The following is a 21,790-nucleotide window of genomic DNA, read 5'->3' as shown; positions in this document are numbered from 1 at the left end:
TAAGTAAACATTTAAAACATAAAAAATCATGAAAAAATTAATTTTAGCAGTAGCAATCGTAGCAAGTGGATTATCAACTTTCGCTTTAACAGTAAACCCTATTCAATCTGAAATCGCAACGGTTTCTATCTCTGAAGAATTTAAAGAAGTTGCTTTAGAAAATGTACCAACTGCAGTAACTGATGCCTTAGTTAAAGATTTATCTACAGCAACTTTAAACAAAGCTTATGTAAACAGCAGCGAGCAATACAAACTTGAAATTACTATGGACGGTACAGACAATGTTGTGTATGCTGATAAAGATGGTAACTGGTTACAAGCAAAAGATGTTGAGGCAACTCAAGAAACCATGGAATAGTGTTATATAACGCCATTCTTAAAAAAAGACGTTTTGAAATAAAACGTCTTTTTTTGTGTTTATAAAATTTACCTATCCATTAAACTTAATACATTTGTAGAACAATACTTTTTTATGAAGCAAATATTATTAATTGAAGATGATGTCTCTTTTTCTAAAATGCTAAAACATTTTTTAGAACGCCATCAATATGCAGTAACTTTAAGCTATAATATTAATAGCGCTTCTACCCTTTTAAAAAATCAAAAATACGATTTAGTCTTTACAGATTTAAGACTACCAGATGGTAGTGGTATTGATTTATTAAAGCAAATAAAAAAGGATAAAAACACTGTTCCTGTTGTTTTAATGACGGGTTATGCTGAAGTTTCTACCGCTGTACAAGCCATGAAACAAGGTGCTTTCGACTATATTTCTAAACCTTTTAATCCAGATGAAGTTTTAGAAGTTATTAATAATGCTTTAGAACAAAAAGCAACTACTAATAGTACACCAGAAAAAATAAATAAAGAACAAAAAAATAATACAAATACAGAGTTTGTTAAAGGTATTAGTGCCGCTTCTAAAACCTTAAATGAATATATTAAATTGGTTGCTCCAACCGATTTATCGGTTTTAATTACTGGTGAAAGTGGTACAGGTAAAGAGGTTGTTGCAAAAACAATTCATTTAGAAAGTTTAAGAAAAGATAAACCATTTATACCTGTAGATTGTGGTGCCATTCCAAAAGAGATCGCTTCGAGTGAATTTTTTGGACATAAAAAAGGTTCTTTCACCGGTGCAACAGACGATAAAATAGGACATTTTGAAGCCGCAAATGGTGGTACTTTATTTTTAGATGAAGTTGGAAATTTAACCTACGAAAATCAAATACAACTACTTCGTGCTTTACAAGAAAGAAAAGTAAAACCTGTAGGTAGCAATACTGAAATTAATGTTGATATCAGGTTGATAACTGCAACAAATGAAGATCTACTTCTTGCTGTTGAAAAAGGGACTTTTCGTGAAGATTTATACCATAGACTGAATGAATTCTCTATTAAAATACCTAACCTAAAAGAGAGAAACAACGACTTAATTCTTTATGCCGATTTCTTTTTAGAAAAAGCTAATAAACAATTAAACAAATCGGTTATTGGTTTTTCTAAAAGCGTGCTTAATATATTTTTAGATTATGCTTGGCCTGGTAATTTAAGAGAATTATCTAATGTTATTAAACGTGCTACTTTGTTAACACAAACAGAACTTATTGATACCAATGTTTTACCAAGCGAGTTAACACAACCTAAAGAAACGGTGCAGAGTAACGCTAGTTTCTCAACAAAAGAAAACGAAAAAACACTTATTATAAATGCTTTAAAAGAAGTAAATAATAATAAAACGAACGCTGCCAAACTATTGAATATTACCAGAAAAACACTTTATAATAAAATAAAGGAATACGATATTAATTAATGTAATCTTCTAAGGCTTTAATAAACTTTTCTAACTCTTTTTTAAAAGCTATAAAATCGTTATTTTCTATAATTTTACTCAATTCGAAGGTTTCTAAAAAAGGAATTACTGCTTCAACATTTAACTGTTTAAACATAGTAAGCATTTTATGGCTTAAGCTATTAATGGTGTTAATATCATTAGTGTTTTTAGCAACAGTTAATAACTCATCATTCTTCTTAGTATCTTCTAAAAAAGTCTTTAATATTCCTTTAACTGCATCGGTATCATTATTAAAAAAAGTACTTAAGGACACAATACTAAATCCTTCTGGTTCTATAACTTCTTCATTAATAATTTTTTCTTTTATGTAAGTGCCTTCACTACTAAAAAACGATTCTAAAACATGTTGAATTTTACTAGAATTAAATGGTTTTATGATCACTTCGGAAAAACCATTGTTTAAATAATCTTTGGTAGACATTTTTGCACGACCCGTCATCGCAATTATAGGTTGATTTTTATAAGAAGTATCTGTTTTAATAATTTCCATAAATTGAATACCATTCATTTTTGGCAGCTGGATATCGGTTAAAACAAAATCAAAATCAATCTGTTTTATTTCATCTAAAGCATTTTTTGCATTTCCAAATACATAAGCTTGTATACCGTATTGTTTTAAAACATCGTGAATAAATTGCTGCATAGAGGCATCATCTTCCACAACTATGGCTTTTAAATTAAAAATAGGTTTTACTAATACCTCTGTAGATGTGCTATTCGTATTTAAAGGCTTATTAGAACGCTTTACAGGTATTTTTAAAGTAAATATACTGCCTTTGTTTAATTCGCTCTCTAAAGTTAAATCTCCGCCTAAAATTTCAACTAATTTTTTAGAGATGGTTAAACCTAATCCAAACCCTTTATCGTTACTATTTTGATTATTATCAGCCTGAGCAAATTCTTTAAAAATATGCTCTTTTTGATTATCATTAATCCCCACTCCAGTATCGCTCACTTTAATTTCTAATACATCTTGTTTTAATAAACTCGATATGGTAATACTACCTTCATTGGTGAATTTATACGCATTGATAACCAAATTAAACAATACTTGCTTTAATCGAAATGGATCGGTAATTATAAGATTTTCTATAGATTGATCATGTTCTAAAATAAATTCAATAGGCTTATTTTTAATGCTATTTTTTACATGTTGAACAATTTCTTCTATATGATTTTCTAAATTGAATGGTATAGATTCTATGGTGATATTTCCGTTTTCTAATTTCGAAAATTCTAAAAGATCGTCCACTAGTTTTCCCATATAATTAGAAGCACTAGAAATATGTTCTATATAATTTTTATCTTTTTTTTCTAGAACCGATTGTTGTAGTAATTCGCTAAACCCAGTAATAGTACTTAAAGGCGTTCGTAAATCGTGACTTACCATAGAAATTAATTGCTCTCTACTTTTTAAAAGTGACGATGTAGTTTCATTAGCTTCTTCGAGTTGTTTTCGGTAACGCTGTGTTTTTCTAAACTCGTTTAAAATGATAATCGAAAAAATAATAATTACAATAAAACTTATAGCTGCAGATGCTAAAATTATATTTTTACTACGATTAATTGTTAACTCTCTTTGTTGATTAATAACACTACTATAGTCTACAATATCGCGCTCTAAGGCACTTAATAATTGTTGTAGTTTTCTAAAAATTATTAAATCGTTTTGAATAAGTTCACTTTCTTTTTTCTGTAAAAATACCCGCTGATTATTCGATTTAACCTGCACATCTTTCAGCATACTTTTAGAAATGGACAGCAACGAATCGATCTCTACTTGGTCGGTTTGTTTTATAGAATCTCTAGGATTATATTTATTAAGTATTTTAACATACTCTTCAAAATTCGAACGCGTTTTTTTATCTAAAGCATCAGGATTTTTAACTAAATCATTTATGGAAACCTTGCCTAAATGAGAGTCTATAGAGGTAAGTTTATTAATAGCTTTATTTATAGATTCATCTGCATTATCGCGGGTTTTCAATTCTTTTAACTCCTTGATATTTTCAAACTTCTGGTTTACATAAACTTTAATACTATCTAAAATATGTTGTTGACTATCACTGTTAATAAGTGATCTAAGCGAATCTATTTTTAAAAGAAGTTGTTCGTTTTCTAAAACATACTCATCAAATTTTTCTGAAGATTTTAACTGAATTGCAGCTCTGGCTAAACTTTCATTTTCATAAATATCTGCAATTAAACTTCCTGCTCTAATAATTTTACTTCGATCGGTAATATCTTCTTTCTGTAAACTTGTAAATGTTTTTATTTCATGAAAAATTAAAAAACCCGAAACGGTAGCTAAACTAGCAAGTATTATATAGCCAATTATAACTTTAAAAGTAATAGCGCGTCTAGCATATTTCATAAAAATACATGTTGTGTTAACTCTAAAAATAAATGATAATATACAACTAAGCAACTACCATAAAAAAATAAAATTCATGCAGTTAGAATTTTAACCACATGAATTTTATACTATTTTTAAAAAAGAAATTATCTTAATCTACATATTTCACACGTCCGCCAAATGCTTTATTTTCGGTAACATTCTTTGGTTTTCCGTGTATATACACATCACCACCAGCTCTAATATTTACATCAACTTCGTCGGTAGCTGTTACGTGAGCTTCTCCTGCAGCTTTAATAGCTACATCGGTTTTGGTTGTATTTAAATTTTCACCATTGTAAATACCACCTGTGTACAATGATATTTTTTGACTTGTAGATGTACCAGTCGCTTCTACTATACCGCCAGAATTAGCTTTAATATTCGCGTAACTCACTTTTAAAGGTATCTTGATAGATGCACCCTCTTGCGCTCTTAAATCGATCTCGAATTGCTCGATGGTATCGTTAGAAAACACTTTAGATCCTTCGTTAACATCAATAACATCTAAAGCTGTATAATGCAGTTTAATTTTAATGTTGTTGCCATCAAAAATTTCGTTTAAACTCATTTTAATTTTAAGTAACCCGTTTTTATTAACAATTACAACATCTTCAGCATTTCTACCGGTAATTTCAACCTTGTTAACATTATCTTTTACAAGCTCTACCTCTATTAAATCGTAAACTTTTAAGGTTTTAAATTCTCCAATTTCCTTATCTATTTCGTTATTTGCGAATAAGGTTGTCGTGATACATAGTACTAAAATTTTAACTAATGTTTTCATCTGTATATTTTATTTTTTTAATTTCAATGATATAATGAAATGTAAAATTATCAATAATTATTCCGAAGTGTAAAACTTTAGCAAAACATTATCATTAGGCAAGTTAAGCAATAACTAAACCACCATAACTGCTGTACCGGTAATAGAGACTATAATAATACCCGAAGTTGGCATCGTTTCTATATCTAAGGCAATACCAACAACGGCATTTGCGCCTAATTTGTTAGCATTAGCATGCAGTTTTTGAAAAGCTGCTTCCTTTACTTCATTGATTTTATTCTCGTAATTTTCATAATATTTTTCCATATTAAATGAAATTGTAGTTTTTGGCATATTAACATCTACGCCACTTACAACACCTAAATAGTTTTTAATGCTGTGTCCTTCAATAGTATTTGTTGTTGTTAAAATCATCTCTTTATCGTTTTGTTTATAAGTATAAAAAACCGCAATAAAGTTACAGTTATTTACTATTTTTTGAAAATATGACTTAAAAATAAAGCTCCAAAAAATACTATATACATTTGAATAAAATGTTAAAAAATATTTAAACCGAATAAAAAATGTATCTTTTTTAACCTTCGCCAGTCTACTTAGTGAATAATAAAATTTAAAAGCTATGAATAATTGTAAATGCACAAACTGTAGTTGTACTAATTGCAACTGTACAAATTGTTTAGAAAGTAAATGCCTTTGCGAAAAATGCGAATGCGATACATGTAACTGCTGTTAAACCTAATATAAGGTTAGTTTTAAAACTAACCTTTTTTTATTTTTGAATATGGAAACCCAAAACATATGGAATACTTTCAACGACGAACTTTATTTTTTTATACTTAAACGTGTAAAAAATAAGAACGATACCAATGATATTTTCCAAAATACCTTTTTAAAAATTCATAAAAATCTAGATAAACTTAAAAATGAAGAAAAAGTAAAAGCTTGGATTTTTCAGATTGCTAGAAATGAAATTACAAATCACTTTAATAAAGAGGCTCTTTATGCAGGTGAAGAGGTAAATACGAATAAAGAAATTTCTCAAGATATTAATGAAAACGTATGTTGTTTTGATCGTTTTATAACCGATTTACCAAAAATTTATCAGGATGTTATTGAACTGGTTTACATTAAAGGCTTAAAACAAAAAGAAGCTGCGAGTACTCTAGATATAAGCCTAGAAAATGTAAAAGCTAGAATAAAAAGATCTAAAGAAATTTTGAAAACAAATTTTAAAGCCTGTTGTAAATACGACTTGGATAAAAAAGGAAACTTAATTGGTGAGCCCGATTGTACCATTTGTAATCCTTGTTAATAACTTCACGAGACCTTTAAAAATAAGACAAATTATTATTATTTTACAAGAAATGAGCTTGATTATGAGATTTCTCCTAGCGTCGAAATGACAAAAAAAAAGTGATAAAAAATTTAGCCATACATCATTAAAAATATATCAAAATACTCATAAAATATTGATAGTCATGTCGATGCATGGAGAAATCACATAACGAAAAGTTTTCTTTTACAGGAAATGAGATTGATTATGAGATTTCTCCTAGCGTCGAAATGACAAAAAAAAATGGTAAAATATTTAGTTATACCTCTTTAAAATTCTATCCAAATACTCATAAAATGTTAATAGTCATGTCGACGTATGGAGAAATCACATAACGAAAAGTTTTCTTTTACAGGAAATGAGATTGATTATGAGATTTCTCCTAGCGTCGAAATGACAAAAAAAAAGTGGTGAAATATTTAGCTATTCATCTTTAAAATTCCATCCAAATACTTATAAAATGTTGATAGTCATGTCGACGCATGGAGACATCGCATAACGAAAAGTTTTTTTGAAGCAATGATAAAAAAGGACAAAAAAAACCATTCAATTAACCAAAAACGCAGCAAATATGAGCGTTAGGGATTGAACGGTTTGTTTGAAATCCTTTTTGTTTTTCTTTCAAAAACAAAAAGATTGAGTAGTGAAAGCCCGACTCTAACTGCGCCTTAAAAGCGCGGTTAGAGTAACGCCCAACTTATTTTATTCTTGATTTTCTGGCTTGCCTATTAAATGAAAATCTAAGTGTTTTTTAACTAAATCTGCATTTTTAACGCTCACAATAATCTCTTCTCCAAGCTGGTAAGAAATTTTATTTTTGCTACCAACCATACTGTAAGTATCTTGATCGAAGGCGTAATGATCGTCTTTCATGTCGCGAACACTTACCATACCTTCACATTTATTCGAAATAATTTCAACGTAAATTCCCCAATCGGTTACTCCAGAAATAACACCAACAAATTCTTCATCTTGATGATCTTGCATGAATTTAATTTGCATGTATTTTATAGAATCGCGCTCGGCTCTAGTTGCCAAACCTTCCATGTTGCTGGAATGCTGACATTTTTCTTCGTAAACATCTTGGTTTGCCGATTTTCCTCCGTCTAAATACAACTGCAATAATCTATGCGCCATAACATCTGGGTAACGACGAATTGGCGATGTAAAGTGACTGTAATAATCGAAAGCCAAACCGTAATGCCCAATATTTTTGGTAGTATATTCGGCTTTACTCATGGTTCTAATCGTTAAAGTATCGACCAGGTTTTGTTCTTTTTTACCGTTAACATCTTTAAGTAAATTATTAAGCGATGCTGATACAGATTTACGATCTTTAAAATCTAATTTGTAACCAAATTTAGAGACAACGTTTTGTAAATTATTTAATTTACTATCGTCTGGCTCGTCGTGAACACGGTAAACAAACGTCTTTTTCGGATCTTTTTTACCAACAAATTCCGATACTTTTCGGTTTGCTAATAACATAAATTCTTCAATTAATTTATTAGCGTCTTTACTGGTTTTAAAGAATACTCCTACTGGATTTGCATTTTCGTCTAAGTCAAATTTCACTTCTACTTTATCGAAAGAAATAGCTCCAGACGTCATACGTTTACCACGCATTAATTTTGCTAAATCGTCCATTTTTAAAATGGCATCGGCAACTTTTTGATCGGCTTTGTAAGCTTCTCCTGTTAACGAAACTTCTTTAGGAATGTTATTTGTGTTGCTTTCTATAATGGCTTGCGCCTCTTCGTAAGCAAATCGTGCATCACTATACGTTACCGTACGGCCATACCATTCGTTTTTAATTTCGCATTTATCATTCATTTGAAACACTGCAGAGAAGGTTAATTTCTCTTCGTGTGGACGCAGCGAGCAAGCGTTATTCGATAAAACCTCTGGAAGCATAGGAACTACTCGATCTACTAAATAAACCGATGTAGCACGCTCGTAAGCCTCATCATCTAAAACGGTACCTTCTTGTAAATAATGCGAAACATCGGCAATATGAATTCCAATTTCGTATAAACCGTTGTCTAACACCTCAAAAGATAAGGCATCATCAAAATCTTTAGCATCTTTTGGATCTATGGTAAAGGTTAAATCTTTACGCATATCTCGACGTTTTCCAATTTCTTCTTCTGTAATTGTAGTATCTAAATTATTAGCATACTCTTCTACTTCGTGAGGAAATTCCATTGGTAACCCATATTCTGCTAAAATCGCATGAATTTCGGTGTTATGTTCGCCTGGTTTACCAAGTACTTTTAAAACTCTTCCGTTAGGAGAATCGGATTTTTCTGGCCAATCTTCTAATGAAACAAGTACTTTATCGCCATCTTCGGCTTTATTAATTTTGTTAATAGGTACAAAAATATCTCTGCTCATTTTATTGCTATCGCAAACTACAAAAGCAAAATTCTTTTTTTCATGAATTTGAATTACACCAACATATTCGCTTTTGGCACGTTTAATAATGTTAGTAATTTCACCTTCCATTTTACCACGAACTCTACGTTTGTAAGCGTAAAATTCTACTTCGTCACCATTTAAAGCTTTATTAATATTGTTTGAGGCAATAAATACATCGTCTTCAAAATCGTCGCAAATAATATAGCCATTTCCTTTGGCTGCTAAATCTAAAATTCCGGTGTGGTATTCCGCATTTATAACGGCTTTAAACTTACCACGCTCTACTTCTTCAATTTCTTTTTTACCTTGTAAATCGCGAAGTTTCTTTATAATTTGATTTCGGCTACTCGCATCGTTAACACCAATTTTTGCTGCTATTTGCTTGTAGTTAAAAGTTTGGTTTCTTTCTTTTTTTAATATACTTAAGATTGTATTTGATAGGTTGGAAATCCCTTTACTTTTGGATTTTCCTTTTTTCTTTCTTGTCATTTAATTTGTAATCATTTTGATTTCCTAAGATAATGGAAATTCTGTTATTTAATAGCGTAATTTTAGGAGAAGATGCGCTATTTATTTTATACAAAGCTACAATTTATATATTAAATGATATTTTCTAAAGGTTAAATTAATGAAAACTAAGTGGTTTAGAACGTTTTTTAGCTTATCAACAAATAGTTTAATTATAACTATATTTTTTAAAGTAAATAGAATTAATAATTTAAAAAGATATTTATAAAAAGTAAAAAATCAATTTTCCTTAAATTTTAGAGTTATCCACATATATATATATATAATCAGTTTTTCTTTTAAATTTAAAAAAAATAATGATGCTTATTATAGCATGTGAATAGCGGTATAACTTTTACAAGCTTTATTTTGATTTGTATTTTATTGAATGTTGTTGATAACAAATGAACAGCTTTAAACACTCTAACTCATTTAATTTAAAGGTTTTTAAAAATGCTATTAACAATTGTTAATAACCCATATTAACAACAATTTTTAATAACTCTCGCTATTAACAATTCTAAAAACTACCCTTTTTGATGCTAATAACTTAACCAAAAATTTACGTTAACTTATTTGCATGTTACCTAAATGTTATGGATTGTAAAAATTATTGGATATTCAATGATTTTCTTTTACAAACTAATCAACACTTATTAACAAGTAATGAATACAGTAATACACATTAGTATTACAATTGTTAATAACCCTAGCACTTTTTAAGCTTAGTGTTTACAAGGTATTGATTTGTAAAGCATTAATAGCTTTTAACGTAAATTTAGCACGTATACCTATAGTTAGCACATTGCAAATATATAATAGCAGTACATTATTTAGTACCTTTGTTTAAGTTTACTTTAATATATATATAATGACAATCTCCATAGGAAACGATCACGCAGGAACTGAGTATAAATTTGCTATTATTAAGCATTTAGAAGCAAAAGGAATCACTATTATTAACCACGGTACAGATGTTAACGATAGTGTGGATTATGCAGATTTTGTACATCCAGTTGCAGACGATGTTGAAAACGAGAAATCTACTTTTGGTATTTTAATTTGTGGTAGTGCTAATGGTGTAGCTATGACGGCTAATAAACATCAAAAAATTAGAGCAGGATTATGCTGGAATAAAGAAATTGTACATTTAATACGTAGCCATAATAATGCTAATATTTTATGTATTCCGGCGCGTTTTACTGCTGTACAACAAGTTATAGAAATGGTAGATGTATTTTTAAATACAGAATTTGAAGGCGGACGTCACCAAAACCGTATCGATAAAATACCTTTATCTTGTTAATAAGAATTTTTCTTTTTAATAAACTACAGTTGAAATAAAATAAATGAGCCACAACCACGGGCATAATCATTCGCAGCATCACCATCATGATATGAAGGATAAAAATCTATTGATTTCTATTCTCTTAAATATCGTTATTACGGTAGCTCAAGTTATTGGTGGTTTAATTTCGGGTAGTTTATCTTTATTGAGTGATGCTTTGCATAATTTTAGCGATGTTATTTCGCTAGTAGTAAGTTATCTAGCTTCTAAATTATCTAAAAGGAAAGCCTCCGAACACCGTACGTTTGGTTATAAACGAGCAGAAATTTTAGCAGCTTTTATCAATGCATCTACATTAGTAATTGTTGCTTTTATTTTAATTAAAGAAGCAGTAGTGCGGTTTCAAAATCCGCAGGTTATCGAGTCTAACTTAGTTATTGTTTTAGCCCTGTTAGCTATTGCTGGTAACGGTTTTAGCGTGTTGTTGTTAAAAAAAGATGCCGGTAATAATATTAATATCAAATCGGCTTATATTCACCTATTAACCGATATGTTGGCTAGTGTAGCCGTATTTATTGGTGGTATGTTAATGAAATATTACCAGCTTTTTTGGGTTGATAGTTTATTAACATTCCTGATAGCTTTGTACTTAATTTGGGTGGGTTTCGATCTTTTAAAGACTTCTACCAAAATGTTGATGCTATTTACACCCGAACATATTGATATTAATAGCCTAGTTAGTGATGTTAATAAGTTCGAAAAGGTGAAATTATTGCACCATGTGCATATCTGGAATTTAAGTGATAATGAGCTACATTTAGAGGCACATTTAGATTTAGAAGAAAATGTGTTAATAACTGATTTCGATGCTATTTTGAGTAAGATAGAAACTTATTTACATGAAAATCATGATATTAACCATGTTACTATCCAACCAGAATTTGATAAAAACGACTCTAAAGACATAATAGTACAAGATTAAACCCAAAATTGTTAATAACTCCATTTACCCTTATTTATGATTAATATTGAAGTAAAAACCTTCGAAGCTTTGACAAAGCAAGAATTATATAGTTTGTTACAATTACGTAGCGAGGTTTTTGGTGTAGAACAAGATTGTGTTTATCAAGATATTGATGGTAAAGATCAAAAAGCGTTGCATGTTTTAGGAATCAAAAATGATAAAATTGTTGCTTATACGCGTATCTTTAAACCAGGCGATTATTTTGAAGAATCTAGCATTGGTAGGGTAGTAGTGGCAAAAAATGAAAGACAGCATAAATATGGTTACGATATTATGCACGCTTCCGCGGAAGCGATACAAATACACTTTAGCCAAACGATTATAAAAATTTCAGCACAAGTATATCTTAAAAAATTCTATAATAATTTAGGTTTTTCTGAAATTGGAGCATCTTATTTAGAAGATGGTATTCCGCATATTGCTATGATGAAACAGTAAAACAACTACCGTTTTAGTGTAAAATGCCCTTTTAGCGTTTCTTTTGTTTTTAATGTCACTAAATACCAATAATCGGTAGGAGGTAATAATTGACCATTGTAAACACCATTCCAACCTATATAATTGGTATCGAAGCTTTTTAGTAGCTTGCCATGTCTGTTAAACACATAAATACGGTCTACTAAATTTAAAGTATCGTAAATCTGCCAAAAATCGTGATTACCATCATTATTGGGTGTAAAATATTTAGGGATATAAAAAGCATCGTTTATAATGGTAACTGTAAAAAATGACTGATTACTATCGCATATCGTTTCATTAAAAATAAATATGGTTTGTGTATTGTTAATAACTTCGCCAGGTCTTAATTCTAGACCGTTTCCATTAGCTTGAGTAAAATATTTTCCGTTAGTAATTTGTGGTAATGTATAGCTAATGCCAATATAATTTTCGAGGCTATCAACAGGTATAGTAACGCTGCATGCTTCTGTAGAATTTACGTAATTTGTAAACGTTGTTGGTTCCCAATGTGTATAGCTATTTTCCGGATTATCTACTACAACACAGTTTAGATTAGTATTTAAACTAAAATCTAAGCTGTTTAAACTGCTATTGTTTCCGTTTTTAATATTTAGTATGCATAAGTTGTTATTACTGCAGTTTAAAGCCACTAAATCACCGTTATTAGAAGTTTCTAATGTAGAGAGCGCATTATCATTGCAAGTCACTGTTCTAATATTTCTATTAAATGAAAGATCTAAGGTTGTTAATAAGTTGAAACTACAGTCTAAAATTGTTAAAATAGAATTCTCCGTAAGGTCTATGTTTGCTAACCTATTGCCGTTTATTAACAAAGAATTTAAATTCTTGTTTTCGGTTACATTTAAATCTAATAATGTATTATTTGCAGAAGATAATACAGTGAGTTTTCCGTTTTCGGTAGTATCTAAATAATTTAAAAAATTAGCATCGCAAACCAAAGAAATTAAATTTAGGTTTTGAGTAACATCGAGATTAGAAAGTTGATTATTAGCACACCAAAATATTTTCAAAGCACTAAGTGATGTTACATCTAAGCTGGTAATACCATTGTTACTACAGTATAACTCGGTTAAGTTTACATTGTTAATAACTGATAAAGACGATAAGTTATTATCGGAGCAATTAAGTATGGATAATGCTGTAAAATCTTCAATTCCGGTAAGGTCCGTTATATTTTGAGATTCTAGATCTAAATTGGTTATAATGCTAATATTCGCAGTTGGAACCAAATTATCTAAAGGTCCAGAATCTGCACCAGCATCTATTAAAAACTGTTCGAAATTATCATCTGGAACAAAAGTATTTTGAGATTGAATATAATTACAAACTATGCACAGGTAAACAAATAAAAAATAGGTTTTCCTGTTCATAATATATTAGTTTGTATCACCAACGTGCGTTATTAAAACCTCTACACGTCTATCTAGTTTTGGATCGCCACCAAGCGGAAATTTACGGCGCATACCCATGTAACGCATGCGTCTTTTATTTACACCTTTTTTTACAAAATAGTCGTAAACAAATTTAGCTCGTGTTTCCGATAAATTACGTTCTTTTGTTTTTCTATCTACAGCATCTCTAGTAAGTTGCGTGCAACACACGTGGCCTTGTATAGTAAAATAAAGATTTTTACGCGCTACCAATATTTTAGCAAGTGTATCTAATGTTTTTTTAGATGAAGGTAAAATGGTGCTATAACCCGTTTTAAAAAGAATATTATCTAGTATAATTTTATCACCAATATTTAGTTTACCCTGCAGTTTTTCTGGTGCATTTTTAGGTAATTTAGGTTTTAGTGGTTCTTCAACTTCTACAATGTCTTCTATTACAACCTCTTCTACAACAGGTGGTTTTGGATTAACATTAATTTCTACTTTTCTATTTAAGCCTCTAATGTTTAAAATATTATTGTCTTCAATAATTTTGAGTAAAATTTCACCTTTACCATCAACATTGGTAATTAAATCTTCACTAATTTCATTATCCGAAAAAATAGATTTTATGGCATCAGCTCGGTTTTGAGATAGTTTTAAATTATAAGTATCTGCACCAACATCATCACAAAAACCATAGATTGAAATGGATTCAATTTCTAGATCTTGTAAGGTTGAAATAAAAAGGAGTAACCTGTTTTTTTCGGTAGAAGGCACAGTAAATTTATCGGTATCAAAATAAACATCATGGCTTAGTTCACTTTGTGAAAAAGTACTACCAGTTGTTAAAATGAAAAGGAACGATAAAATAAATTTATACATAGTTTTAAAGGCTATTGGGGCTGTAAATATACTGTTTTTGAGATTTTAACCTCTATGAATGTAAACTTAGCCAACTTTGAAACCAAATAAACTAACGTAAAATCCACTTGATATTTACTTTAAATACTCAGAATATTTTGAAGGATTACTAAGAATTTCTGTTGCTTTTTTAATTCTAGCATCGTGAGTTTTGTAGTAATCAAATAGGCCTTCGCGGTAGGCGTATTGTTTCACGATATCTTCCGTTAAGGATTCCATTAAAAAAGCTTTATTTTCATCTATAACATCAGATTTCGATTGTTTTAAATTCGCCATTAAGGTGTTATAGTCTTTTTCAATATTATCGTTAAGTTCTTCATTTGTTGCAGTTTCAAAAGCTTTACTAAGTGCTTTTTCAGTTTCGGTTTCAAAAGAAAAATTGTTTGTTTTTAAATACTTTTTAAAGTCTGTAAAATCCGTATCCGATAATTCAAAGGTGTTAATATCTTCAATTTGATGTGAGTAATGATAGTTGGTCGCGTAGTTAAAAATTAAATCGTTATTAACAATTGCAGTAGCTACAGGCGATTTTTTATTTTGACCCACTAAAACATCTGGATAAACACCTCCACCATCAAAGACTTGACGACCGTTTTTAGTTTTAAAGGCATTGTATTGTTCTTGTTTTACACGTACAGCTTCTCCTTTTTCATCACGATGCCAATAATCTAAAGCCTGTATACATCGCCCAGAAGGTGTATAATATCTAGAAATGGTAATTTTAACCTGTGTACCGTATGTTAATAACTTTGGGCGTTGTACTAATCCTTTTCCAAAACTACGAGATCCAACCACAACGGCACGATCTAAATCTTGCAAAGCACCCGAAACAATTTCACTTGCCGATGCACTTCTGCCGTTAATTAAAACGACTAACGGAATTTCTGTATCAATAGGTTCGCTTTGTGTGTAATAGGTTTTATTGTATTGTTTTACCTTAGATTTTGTAGTTACTACCAGTTGGCCTTTTGGTACAAAAAGATTAACAATTTTAATGGCTTCGTTTAATAAACCACCCGGATTACCACGTAAATCTAAAATTATTTTTTCGGCACCTTGGGCTTTTAAATCGCGTAATGCATAATTGGTTTCTTTGTGTGCTTTTTTATTAAACTTACTTAAAACAATGTAACCTGTTTTTTCGTTTATCATTGAAAAATAAGGCACGGCTTTTATTTCTACTTCGGCACGTTTTATGGTTGCTGTTTGGGTTTTTCCTTGGCGATTGTAAGTAACCTCAACTTCAGAATTTGGAGCTCCTTTTAATAAATCTCCGGAGTAATCTTTATACGTTTCAATTAAAACATTACCGACTTTTATAATCTCGTCTCCAGCTTTTAATCCGGCTTTATCGGCAGGATAATCTTTGTATGGTTCAACAACAACAAGTTTATCTTTAAAAGTTTTTATTCTAGCACCAATACCTGTGTAATCGCCAGTATTGTTAATTCTAGCGGCTTCCACATCTTGCTCGTTCATAAAATTTGTGTACGGATCCAAACTAGCTAGCATGCTTTTTATAGCAATATCCATTAAGTCGCCAGGGTTGGTTTCGTCAACATAATTCATGTTGAGTTCTTTAAATAATGTGGTAAAAATTTCTAGCTGTTTTGCAATTTCAAAAAAATCGTTTTTAAAAGCTGTGGTTGTAAAAAATAGCGAACAAGCTAAAATTGGAATTATTATTTTCTTTTTGAAGAATTGTTTCATGTAAAGTAATTTTATTCTGAAATTTTATTTGAAAACTTTTCGAAAACTTGTTTCATTTTAGTTTCAACCTGCACAAATGTGGGCTTTTCTTTGCCAATGTACAAAATCATAAACGCATGTTGGGCGGTTAAATTGTTAAAATACTCGGCTTTATTTAATCTGTAAGCTTCGCGTAACAAGCGCTTTATACGGTTTCTGTCTGGGGCTTTTTTAAAGTTTCGTTTACTTACCGATACGCCAGTTTTTGCCAAAATATCTTCATTAAAACGCGTTGATAAATAAACCATACGTAACGGATATGCCGAAACCGATTTTCCTTCGGTAAACAGCTTTTCAATTAGCTTTTTGCTTTTTAATTTTTCTTGTTGTGGGTATGTAAAACTCAATGTCTTTTTATTATTGCTCAAAGGTAATGAAATAAAAAAACCGGAGTGAAGTGGTTTGTAGTAAATATTTTAGAGGATGTTGATGGTTACTGTTTTGATAGTAATAGCTTCGATTATTTCAGACGCTTCATAATCAGAATAATTATTTCCTATAAGTTAAAGAACTTTAGTGAATAAAAATTCTGCTTGGGAGTGAATTCTTGCCATATATTATCGTGTGTTGATAACCGATGGAATAAAGTTCCTTAATATTTTATAACTCTTTTAATTCAGATTCTGTCATTTCTAAATTTAAATTAAGCCTTTATAGATGCTTTTAAGTTATCTAAGCTATCAATAATAGCCAATGTATTAAAAGTGAAAATAGAAGCACCTAGCGTAACAACATGTGTAGATATGTCGATGGCTTTTTGAACATCTTGTAAACCTTTGTACGATTTATTAATTTTTTTGGTAATCGCATCCAAGGTTTCGAGAGAAGCCGTTACATCGTCTAAAACAAAGGTGGCCGACATGGTGAATAAATCATCGGAATATTCTAATGTTTTTCTATGCGTTTCTCTTAGTTTTTTATTCTCAAGTTTAGTTAAATTATCGAAGTTTAAAATTCTATAATCACCCATAGATTGTGCTAATGCTAAAAAATAATTAGCCAGCTCATTCACCTGTTTTGATGTTAATTTTGCCATGGTTTTTATAATTTTTTTAATTCTGAAATAATCGATTTAATTTCACTAGCCGACTGTAAAAGTTCTTGTTTTACAGCCTTTGACGATATATGCTCAATATCATCATAAAGCTTTTGGTGTCCAGCAGATATAGCCGATAAGGTTTTTGAGTATGCCGTAAATTTAGCTTGTTGTTGTTCAATTTCTAAAATACTATTGTAGTATTCTTTTATGGTATTTCGCTTTTCAAAATTAGAGAGTGAGGTATCTTTTACTAAATCGAAATAATCGGCTTTCAGTCTGTTTTTTTTCACTTCTAATTTTCCATTTAAATTGGATGAAATATTAAAATCTAGAAATGAAATTAAAGATTTTACAGAGGCATTAGCATCTTTAACGTATGTTTTAATTTTCTTTTTTCTGTATGAATCGGTAAAGGCATGAATTAAAAGTTGCGATACTTTGGTATAAGATTCTACATGTTCCTTTTTAATAGTAATGGAGCCAAAATCACCTTCGGATAAAGCGTTTGATAAAGCCTCGGTTTTGTAAGATGTTAAATCGTTATCCGATAAATTTGTTAAACCATCAAAATACCCAAAAACAGAAGCGTAAATTTTTAGGGTAATGCTATCAGCCACTTTTTCTTGTTTACAATTGCAATTTTGATCTAGAAATTCTAAAGCATTAATTTTTTCTTCAAAACATTTATCTAAACAACTTTGTTGAAAACTATAGTTTAAGGTTTCAAAATATTGAACACCTGTTAACGATTCTGAAGAATAAGTATTCACATGTTTTAAATTTACGCAACTAGAAACACAGAGTATGGCCATGAATAATAGGCCGTAAATTTTAAGAGGTTTCATCATTTTTTAAGGGAACTTTATTGGTTTACGTAAATAGCTTGTGGTAACTTAAAATTAGTACGAATTGTGTATGAAGTATTTACCCTACTAATTTATATCTTTTTTCTGGTGAAATCAATATTTTATAACTTGTATTATTTTAAGTGATTGATAATCAGTTAAAATTTATTTTTCTTCGGAAAGTTTAGAAAACAAAAAAGCCTTTCTGTTTTCACAAAAAGGCTTTTAAAAAGGTATTAAAACGTATTATTTTTTATTGTTCGAGCTATCTACATCGGCCATTAATCCCGAAGGATCAATTTCAACTGTTTTTACAGCTTTTTTTGCATCGAAGCTATAAGTTGGGTAGGCCCAAGCCCAATCGCTAATTATAGTAGCTGTGGTTGGTTTTTCACCACGCATCATTTGTAAAGGAATGTAGAAATCTTCCGAAGTACCATCTACATACGTTACTTTTAAATCTATAGGCATTGGCATTAAACCAATACGCTCTAAAGTAATGTTATTACCTTCTATAGCTTTTACGCTATAATCAATGGTGTTTGTTGTTTGTCCGAAATCTATTAAATACCAATCTAACTCTAAACCAGATACGCGTTCTGCGGTTCGCACGATATCTAATGGTTTTGGATGTTTAAAAGAGAAATCGGTATAATATTTTTTTATAGTTTTCTTTAAGTTTTCGGCTCCAATAACGTAACCTAACTGACTTAAAAATACAGCGCCTTTACTGTATGCAGCAATGCTGTATGAGCGATTGTAAGCATAACGATCGGAATGTGTGGTAAGTGGTTGTTCTTTACCAGAATTTGCTAAATAAATATAGCCTTTATAAGCGTTTGCTAAAGGGTTTTCTTTGCCTTCGTCCATAATATCGTTCATGGCCATATTACTGATATAGGTTGTAAAACCTTCATCCATCCATTCGTGTTTAGATTCATTTGAAGCTAATAAAAACTGAAACCAAGTGTGTGCTAATTCGTGAGCTGTTACACCAACTAAACTACCGTAACTTCTATTACCTGTAATTAAAGTACTCATGGCATACTCCATACCACCATCGCCACCTTGAATGACTGAGTATTGCTTGTATGGGTATTTACCAATATTTTCGCTGTAGTATTCCATAAGCTCCACAGTTTTTGGTTGCATTTTTTTCCAGTAATCTTTATGCTCAGCATCTAAATTATTTTTATAGAAAAAATGTAAAAGCGGTCCGTTTGGTACTTGCTTAGTATCGTGGATATAATCTTTATCTGCAGCCCAAGTAAAATCGTGCACGTTTGGTGCAACAAAATGCCAAGTTAATTTGTCTGAATTCGATTTTGTAACCGCTCCAGTTTCATAACCATGACCAATTTGGTTTGGGTTTTGTAAGTAACCAGAACCTGCAACTGTGTAATCTTTATCGATAGTTAATTTTACATCAAAATCTCCCCATACACCGTGAAACTCACGACCAATATATGGATCGGCATGCCAACCTTCAAAATCGTATTCGGCTAATTTTGGATACCATTGTGCCATAGATAAAGCAACACCTTCGGCATTGTTTCTACCCGTTCTACGAATTTGTGCAGGAACTTGTGCATCAAAATCCATAGTGAACGTTACTTTTTCTCCTGGTTTAATAGGGTTTGCAAGTTTAACTTCTAAAACTGTACCTACGGTTTCGTGTGCTAAAGTTGTTCCGTTTTGTTTTAAACTGTTTACTTTAATGTAACCAATTTCGTTTGGTTTTAATTGCCCAATTCTGCTACCAACACGAGCGTCTGGATCGGCAATAGTTTGCGAGCGCACATCCATTTCGCTACCTGGTTGAAAGGCATTGAAAAATAAGTGATAATACACACGATCTAAAACATCGGGAGAATTGTTGGTGTAAACCAATGTTTGTTTCCCTTGGTATTGATAGTTGTTTACATCCATATCAATATCCATTTTATAATCTACATGCTGTTGCCAATATGTGGCTGTTGCAGGAGAATTTAAAACCATAGATGTGCTAGAACTTGTTGTATTTGTTACCGTTTTGGTACTTGTACAAGAGGCTAGTAAAGCGATACTTAAAATTGAAATATATATTTGCTTCATATAAATATTGAATAAAAAAAGAGGCTGTTTAAGGCCTCTTTTTTAAGTTATAATTAATGTGTTTTTGAGGCTAAAATTAGTGCGTTGTAAGCATTAACCATTTTAGAAGATTTGGATAAATCTGCAAATGGTTTAATATCATTAGTGTCGCCACCAACAATAACTTTACTTTTTACAGCTAAACCAGATTCCATAATAATTTGTTTTACCTGTGCAGCACTTAATTTAGGATAGTAAGAGCGTATTAAAGCAGCAACACCTGCAACAGCAGGAGCAGCCATAGACGTACCTCCTTTAGTATCATATTCGTTTTCTGGGACTGTAGAATATACTTTAGCTCCTGGTGCAAATACATCTACATTTACTTTTCCGTAGTTAGAAAAACCTGCAACAATACCAGAACCATATTTAGGCTCTAAAGCTCCAACAGTTATAAAGGTATCTGAAACTTCTGGACCAATACCAATAGCATCATTTGGAAATACATCTTTTTCGTCTAAGTTAATACCTTCGTTACCTGCAGCATTTACAAAAAGCACATCGTTTTTAGCAGCGTAAGCAATAGCATCGCGTACCCAATCACTATGTGGTGAGTAGTATTTACCAAAACTTCCGTTAATAATAGATGCGCCATTATCTACAGCATAGCGAATACCTAATGCAATATCTTTATCGTACTCATCACCGTTTGGTACGGCACGAACACTCATAATTTCTACGTTGTTAGCAACACCATTTGCGCCTTTACCATTATTACGTTTTGCTGCAATAATTCCGGCAACGTGTGTACCATGACTTTCAGATTTTATAGTTGGTTTTACATTACCGTTACCATAAAATTTAGTCGACATATCATCTGCATTATCACCATTAATACGTCCGCTAAACTCTTTGTTTAAGTTGTAGTTTAAACGATCGTTAATTTGTGTTGTGCTATTGTCAATTTGTTTTTTAGCAGCCGTTAAAGATTCCATACCGTTACTGTAAAAGTATTTTGCAATTTGTACAGCACGAGATAAAGTTTCGTCGTCTGTTTTAATAGCGTTTACCTCGGCTTTAGTGTAATCTGTTTTGTTTAAGTGTTTAGATAAGGTTTCATCTGCACTTGCAATTTGCATAGACATTTGGTCATAATTTGTTTTATAACCCATGTATTTTTGATATTCTTCATCGTATTCAGTTTTAGCTCTCGCGTAATCTGGATCGCTAGTATCACCTTTAGCTAAAACTCTAACAAATTCTAATTGCTCATTGTAAGTATCACCTAGAAAATTCCATCCATGGATATCATCAATATAGCCGTTTTTATCGTCGTCTATACCGTTGTTTGGAATCTCTTTGGTGTTGGTCCAAATAACATCTTTTAAATCTTCATGATCTATATCAATACCAGCATCTATAACTGCTACAATAACTTTTTCTCCTTTTTTGTTTTTAATAATTTCAGCGTAAGCTTTATCAACACTCATACCAGGGATGGTATCTTTTATTAAATCTAAATGTCCCCAATTGTGTTTTTCAATTTCAGTTAAATCTGAAACTTTTAAAGGTGTATTATCTATATTCTCTACAGGTGTAGAAAGTATTGCTGCTGCGCCTCCGCAACCTGTAATTAGTAGCGCTGCAAAAGCAGATACGGTAATTGATTTGAATGTGTTCATTTTTGTTATTTGAGTTAGTCT

The 21,790-nt window shown here is 30.9% G+C and carries 18 protein-coding genes; 6 read left to right on the top strand and 12 right to left on the bottom strand.

Annotation, left to right across the window (positions count from 1 at the left end):
- Window positions 1-28: 28 nt before the first annotated feature.
- Together V6246_RS10070 and V6246_RS10065 are read left to right on the top strand one after the other, a co-directional pair.
- Window positions 29-358, top strand: a complete 330-nt coding sequence (locus V6246_RS10070; protein WP_341560302.1) for a hypothetical protein — start codon at window positions 29-31, stop codon at window positions 356-358.
- 114 nt (window positions 359-472) lie between these two features.
- Window positions 473-1,813 (top strand): sigma-54-dependent transcriptional regulator, encoded by a 1,341-nt coding sequence (locus tag V6246_RS10065; protein ID WP_341560301.1) that lies wholly within the window; start codon window positions 473-475, stop codon window positions 1,811-1,813.
- Here the strand turns inward: V6246_RS10065 and V6246_RS10060 are convergent.
- The 3 genes from V6246_RS10060 to V6246_RS10050 all read right to left on the bottom strand — a co-directional run bounded on the left by V6246_RS10060 (window position 1,806) and on the right by V6246_RS10050 (window position 5,451).
- Complete coding sequence (locus V6246_RS10060) at window positions 1,806-4,229, bottom strand: hybrid sensor histidine kinase/response regulator (protein ID WP_341560298.1); 2,424 nt, start codon at window positions 4,227-4,229, stop codon at window positions 1,806-1,808. The two genes, V6246_RS10065 and V6246_RS10060, sit on opposite strands and share 8 nt — an antisense overlap.
- 133 nt (window positions 4,230-4,362) lie before the next feature.
- Window positions 4,363-5,037 carry a head GIN domain-containing protein gene (locus V6246_RS10055; protein ID WP_341560297.1) on the bottom strand — a complete coding sequence of 225 codons (675 nt, stop codon included), beginning with the start codon at window positions 5,035-5,037 and terminating at the stop codon, window positions 4,363-4,365.
- Between the two features lie 114 nt (window positions 5,038-5,151).
- A complete protein-coding gene (locus V6246_RS10050) occupies window positions 5,152-5,451 on the bottom strand; it encodes a heavy metal-binding domain-containing protein (protein ID WP_341560296.1) in 300 nt (99 codons plus the stop codon).
- 367 nt (window positions 5,452-5,818) lie between these two features.
- Between V6246_RS10050 and V6246_RS10045 the strand changes: the two genes are divergently transcribed.
- Complete coding sequence (locus V6246_RS10045) at window positions 5,819-6,349, top strand: sigma-70 family RNA polymerase sigma factor (protein WP_341560294.1); 531 nt, start codon at window positions 5,819-5,821, stop codon at window positions 6,347-6,349.
- A 723-nt stretch (window positions 6,350-7,072) separates the two neighbouring features.
- Here V6246_RS10045 and rnr read toward each other — a convergent pair.
- Entirely contained in the window at window positions 7,073-9,277 is a 2,205-nt protein-coding gene (rnr, locus tag V6246_RS10040) for a ribonuclease R (protein WP_341560292.1), read from the bottom strand.
- An 889-nt stretch (window positions 9,278-10,166) separates the two neighbouring features.
- Between rnr and V6246_RS10035 the strand changes: the two genes are divergently transcribed.
- From V6246_RS10035 to V6246_RS10025, 3 genes are read left to right on the top strand one after another with little or no spacing between them, the layout of a single operon-like run.
- Window positions 10,167-10,601 carry an RpiB/LacA/LacB family sugar-phosphate isomerase gene (locus V6246_RS10035; RefSeq protein ID WP_042496276.1) on the top strand — a complete coding sequence of 145 codons (435 nt, stop codon included), beginning with the start codon at window positions 10,167-10,169 and terminating at the stop codon, window positions 10,599-10,601.
- 43 nt (window positions 10,602-10,644) lie between these two features.
- A complete protein-coding gene (locus V6246_RS10030) occupies window positions 10,645-11,565 on the top strand; it encodes a cation diffusion facilitator family transporter (RefSeq protein ID WP_341560290.1) in 921 nt (306 codons plus the stop codon).
- Between the two features lie 36 nt (window positions 11,566-11,601).
- The gene (locus tag V6246_RS10025; RefSeq protein WP_341560288.1) at window positions 11,602-12,045 is read left to right on the top strand and encodes a GNAT family N-acetyltransferase; all 444 of its coding nucleotides are present in this window, start codon (window positions 11,602-11,604) and stop codon (window positions 12,043-12,045) included.
- 5 nt (window positions 12,046-12,050) lie between these two features.
- On the opposite strand, the gene V6246_RS10020 is transcribed toward V6246_RS10025, so the two are convergent.
- The 8 genes from V6246_RS10020 to V6246_RS09985 form a co-directional block, all read right to left on the bottom strand.
- Window positions 12,051-13,457 (bottom strand): T9SS type B sorting domain-containing protein, encoded by a 1,407-nt coding sequence (locus tag V6246_RS10020; RefSeq protein WP_341560286.1) that lies wholly within the window; start codon window positions 13,455-13,457, stop codon window positions 12,051-12,053.
- A gap of 6 nt (window positions 13,458-13,463) precedes the next feature.
- Entirely contained in the window at window positions 13,464-14,342 is an 879-nt protein-coding gene (locus tag V6246_RS10015) for an OmpA family protein (RefSeq protein ID WP_341560284.1), read from the bottom strand.
- A gap of 114 nt (window positions 14,343-14,456) precedes the next feature.
- Window positions 14,457-16,091 (bottom strand): S41 family peptidase, encoded by a 1,635-nt coding sequence (locus tag V6246_RS10010; RefSeq protein ID WP_341560283.1) that lies wholly within the window; start codon window positions 16,089-16,091, stop codon window positions 14,457-14,459.
- Window positions 16,092-16,102: 11 nt separating this feature from the next.
- On the bottom strand, window positions 16,103-16,477 hold the full coding sequence (gene rnpA, locus V6246_RS10005; RefSeq protein ID WP_042496266.1) for a ribonuclease P protein component: 375 nt from the start codon (window positions 16,475-16,477) through the stop codon (window positions 16,103-16,105).
- A gap of 296 nt (window positions 16,478-16,773) precedes the next feature.
- Window positions 16,774-17,166 carry a hypothetical protein gene (locus V6246_RS10000; protein WP_042496260.1) on the bottom strand — a complete coding sequence of 131 codons (393 nt, stop codon included), beginning with the start codon at window positions 17,164-17,166 and terminating at the stop codon, window positions 16,774-16,776.
- A gap of 5 nt (window positions 17,167-17,171) precedes the next feature.
- Window positions 17,172-18,017, bottom strand: coding sequence for a hypothetical protein (locus V6246_RS09995; protein WP_341560280.1), 846 nt, complete (start codon window positions 18,015-18,017; stop codon window positions 17,172-17,174).
- A gap of 243 nt (window positions 18,018-18,260) precedes the next feature.
- Window positions 18,261-20,108 carry a M1 family metallopeptidase gene (locus tag V6246_RS09990; RefSeq protein ID WP_341560279.1) on the bottom strand — a complete coding sequence of 616 codons (1,848 nt, stop codon included), beginning with the start codon at window positions 20,106-20,108 and terminating at the stop codon, window positions 18,261-18,263.
- Between the two features lie 53 nt (window positions 20,109-20,161).
- On the bottom strand, window positions 20,162-21,769 hold the full coding sequence (locus V6246_RS09985; RefSeq protein ID WP_341560278.1) for a S8 family peptidase: 1,608 nt from the start codon (window positions 21,767-21,769) through the stop codon (window positions 20,162-20,164).
- Between the last annotated feature and the right edge of the window lie 21 nt (window positions 21,770-21,790).

Source organism: Algibacter sp. TI.3.09 (genome assembly GCF_038154905.1).
Classification (GTDB): Bacteria; Bacteroidota; Bacteroidia; order Flavobacteriales; family Flavobacteriaceae; genus Algibacter.
The sequence above is the reverse complement of the archived record's forward strand: the minus strand, read 5'-3'. Positions and strand labels throughout refer to the sequence as shown.

What these genes read in the sequence shown, in the direction of transcription:
- V6246_RS10070 (WP_341560302.1), top strand. Translation starts at nt 29, where the DNA reads ATGAAAAAATTAATTTTAGCAGTAGCAATCGTAGCAAGTGGATTATCA.
- V6246_RS10065 (WP_341560301.1), top strand. Translation starts at nt 473, where the DNA reads ATGAAGCAAATATTATTAATTGAAGATGATGTCTCTTTTTCTAAAATG.
- V6246_RS10060 (WP_341560298.1), bottom strand. Translation starts at nt 4,229, where the DNA reads ATGAAATATGCTAGACGCGCTATTACTTTTAAAGTTATAATTGGCTAT.
- V6246_RS10055 (WP_341560297.1), bottom strand. Translation starts at nt 5,037, where the DNA reads ATGAAAACATTAGTTAAAATTTTAGTACTATGTATCACGACAACCTTA.
- V6246_RS10050 (WP_341560296.1), bottom strand. Translation starts at nt 5,451, where the DNA reads ATGATTTTAACAACAACAAATACTATTGAAGGACACAGCATTAAAAAC.
- V6246_RS10045 (WP_341560294.1), top strand. Translation starts at nt 5,819, where the DNA reads ATGGAAACCCAAAACATATGGAATACTTTCAACGACGAACTTTATTTT.
- rnr (WP_341560292.1), bottom strand. Translation starts at nt 9,277, where the DNA reads ATGACAAGAAAGAAAAAAGGAAAATCCAAAAGTAAAGGGATTTCCAAC.
- V6246_RS10035 (WP_042496276.1), top strand. Translation starts at nt 10,167, where the DNA reads ATGACAATCTCCATAGGAAACGATCACGCAGGAACTGAGTATAAATTT.
- V6246_RS10030 (WP_341560290.1), top strand. Translation starts at nt 10,645, where the DNA reads ATGAGCCACAACCACGGGCATAATCATTCGCAGCATCACCATCATGAT.
- V6246_RS10025 (WP_341560288.1), top strand. Translation starts at nt 11,602, where the DNA reads ATGATTAATATTGAAGTAAAAACCTTCGAAGCTTTGACAAAGCAAGAA.
- V6246_RS10020 (WP_341560286.1), bottom strand. Translation starts at nt 13,457, where the DNA reads ATGAACAGGAAAACCTATTTTTTATTTGTTTACCTGTGCATAGTTTGT.
- V6246_RS10015 (WP_341560284.1), bottom strand. Translation starts at nt 14,342, where the DNA reads ATGTATAAATTTATTTTATCGTTCCTTTTCATTTTAACAACTGGTAGT.
- V6246_RS10010 (WP_341560283.1), bottom strand. Translation starts at nt 16,091, where the DNA reads ATGAAACAATTCTTCAAAAAGAAAATAATAATTCCAATTTTAGCTTGT.
- V6246_RS10000 (WP_042496260.1), bottom strand. Translation starts at nt 17,166, where the DNA reads ATGGCAAAATTAACATCAAAACAGGTGAATGAGCTGGCTAATTATTTT.
- V6246_RS09995 (WP_341560280.1), bottom strand. Translation starts at nt 18,017, where the DNA reads ATGATGAAACCTCTTAAAATTTACGGCCTATTATTCATGGCCATACTC.
- V6246_RS09990 (WP_341560279.1), bottom strand. Translation starts at nt 20,108, where the DNA reads ATGAAGCAAATATATATTTCAATTTTAAGTATCGCTTTACTAGCCTCT.
- V6246_RS09985 (WP_341560278.1), bottom strand. Translation starts at nt 21,769, where the DNA reads ATGAACACATTCAAATCAATTACCGTATCTGCTTTTGCAGCGCTACTA.